This window comes from Alcanivorax sp. (assembly GCF_051117345.1).
Classification (GTDB): Bacteria; Pseudomonadota; Gammaproteobacteria; order Pseudomonadales; family Alcanivoracaceae; genus Alcanivorax.
The window spans coordinates 1-2157 of record NZ_JBNPEC010000086.1; the positions used below are offsets into that span (position 1 = coordinate 1).

Below are 2157 nucleotides of genomic sequence, written 5' to 3' on the forward strand. Positions count from 1 at the left end.
ACCGGATCGCCTGCGCGAACAGAAAGCGTTGAGCTTTCTAGGTGAGGTATTGGCCGATCCGAACCTGTGGCATATCCACCGGCGCTCACGGGCCGGGGCCGCCTTTATCGGCGTCTTTACTGCCCTGCTACCCATTCCCCTGCAGATGGGCCTGGCCGCCCTGCTCGCAGTCCGCTTCCACTGCAACCTGCCGCTATCGGTGGTATTGGTGTGGATCTCCAATCCGGTCACCTATGTACCGATTTTCTATTTCACCTACCGGATTGGCGCCTGGATGCTGGGCATGCCGCCCCATAGTGGCCAAGGCATCACCGTTGCCTGGTTTGTAGAGCAACTGGTGCCGCTATGGCTGGGATCAACGCTTTGCGCAGTGGTGTTTGGCGGCCTCGCCTATGCCGCCGTAAAAGTGGCCTGGCGACTGGCCGTGGTGCGCAGCTGGAATCTGCGTGCCCACCGCCGCGCCAGAGTGCTGCGCCGCGAAGCTCGCAAGCAGGAAGAACAGGAAGCGAAAGAGGACGACGGCTCAGAGCCGCCGCAATAACCCGTCGTGTAACTCGTATTGTTGTGGGCAGCGCGAAGCAAATTCGCGGTCGTGGGTAACGATCATGAAAGCGGTACCCAGCGTGTCGTTGAGCTCCAGCATCAGTGCCTGCACCTGGGCAGCGGTTCGCTCGTCCAGATTGCCGGTGGGCTCATCCGCCATCACCAGGGCCGGCTCGGTCACCAGGGCCCGGGCAATGGCCACGCGCTGGCGTTCCCCGCCACTCAGTGCCGACGGCTTGTGCTTGAGACGATGCTCCAGCCCCACTTTCTTCAAGGTAGCCGCCGCCTTCTCCTGACAGCTTGCCGGGCTGTCACCGCGAATCAACAGTGGCATGGCCACGTTTTCCAGCGCAGTGAATTCCGGCAACAGGTGATGGAACTGGTAGACAAAGCCAAGATAGCGATTACGCAGCTTGCCGGTATCGCGATCATTCATGGTTGCCAGCGCATTACCCGCGATGGAGACAGTACCCCGGGTTGCCCGATCCAGCCCCCCCAGCAAATTCAGCAAGGTGGACTTACCCGAGCCGGAAGTCCCGATGATCGCCAGGATATCCCCCTGGGTCACGGTCAGATCCACACCGCTGAGCACTTCCAGTTCGTTGCTGCCTTCGTCGTAGCTCTTCACCAGTTTTTCGGCTTGCAGCACGATACCGGTGCCGGTGGCGTTGCGGGAATCATTCATAACGCAGGGCCTCCGCCGGTTGCACCCGGCTGGCACGCCAGGATGGGTAAAGGGTGGCAGAAAAGCTGATTACCAGCGCAATGGAGACGATAGTAATCACGTCGGACCATTGCAGCTCCGAAGGAAGGTAGTTCACAAAATAGGCGTCAAACAGCCGGGTATTGAAGGTTTTCTCCACCCACTCAGCCAGCTTGCTGACATTGGTGGCCAGCAGCACACCCAGCCCGGTGCCCAGCAAGGTACCGGCAAAGCCGATCACGGTGCCCTGCACCATGAAAATCCGCATGATGGTACCCGGCGAGGCCCCCAGAGTACGCAGCACCGCAATATTGCCGCGCTTTTCGGTGACCAGCATCACCTGACTGGAAATGATATTGAACGCCGCCACCGCCACGATAAAGCTGAGCAACAGCGTCATCATGGTCTTTTCCATCTTGATAGCCTGGAACAGATTGCCGTGGCTGCGGGTCCAGTCCCGGGTGTAGTAATTGGGGCCCAGTTCCTGCTGCAGCGTCCAGCCCATTGCCGGGGCGCTGAACAGGTCATCAAGCTTCAGGCGCACGCCCTGCACGGTACCGGACTGGCGGGCCAGCTTGGCGGCGTCCTGCACATTGATATAGGCATACAGGGAGTCCACTTCCGCCCGCACCCGGAAAATGCCGGTGACGGTGAAACGCTTGAAGCGGGGCATTACCCCGGCAGGGGAAATGGTGGCTTCCGGCAGCACCAGGGTAACCTTGTCCCCCAGTTCCGCACCCAGACGGCGGGCCAGCCCATAGCCAAGCACCATGCCGAACTCACCAGGGGCCAGCTTCTCCAGCTCACCCTGCTCCATGAAATCGCCGACGATGGACACCTTGCGCTCGGCCTCAGGCTCGATGCCATTGATCATGGCGCCGGCCACATTGCCGCGATGGCTGAGCATGCCC

General features: G+C 60.7%; 3 protein-coding genes. 1 reads left to right on the forward strand and 2 read right to left on the reverse strand.

The genetic code is table 11. The features are described 5' to 3' along the window. On the forward strand, positions 1-541 hold a 541-nt coding region (locus ACFE0K_RS05675), incomplete at its 5' end, for a DUF2062 domain-containing protein (RefSeq protein WP_434535137.1). Here ACFE0K_RS05675 and lolD read toward each other — a convergent pair. Beyond that, positions 524-1228, reverse strand: coding sequence for a lipoprotein-releasing ABC transporter ATP-binding protein LolD (gene lolD / locus ACFE0K_RS05680; protein ID WP_434535138.1), 705 nt, complete (start codon positions 1226-1228; stop codon positions 524-526). The two genes, ACFE0K_RS05675 and lolD, sit on opposite strands and share 18 nt — an antisense overlap. Next, the coding region (locus tag ACFE0K_RS05685; RefSeq protein ID WP_434535139.1) for a lipoprotein-releasing ABC transporter permease subunit at positions 1221-2157 on the reverse strand (937 nt) is incomplete at its 5' end. The genes lolD and ACFE0K_RS05685, both read right to left, overlap by 8 nt.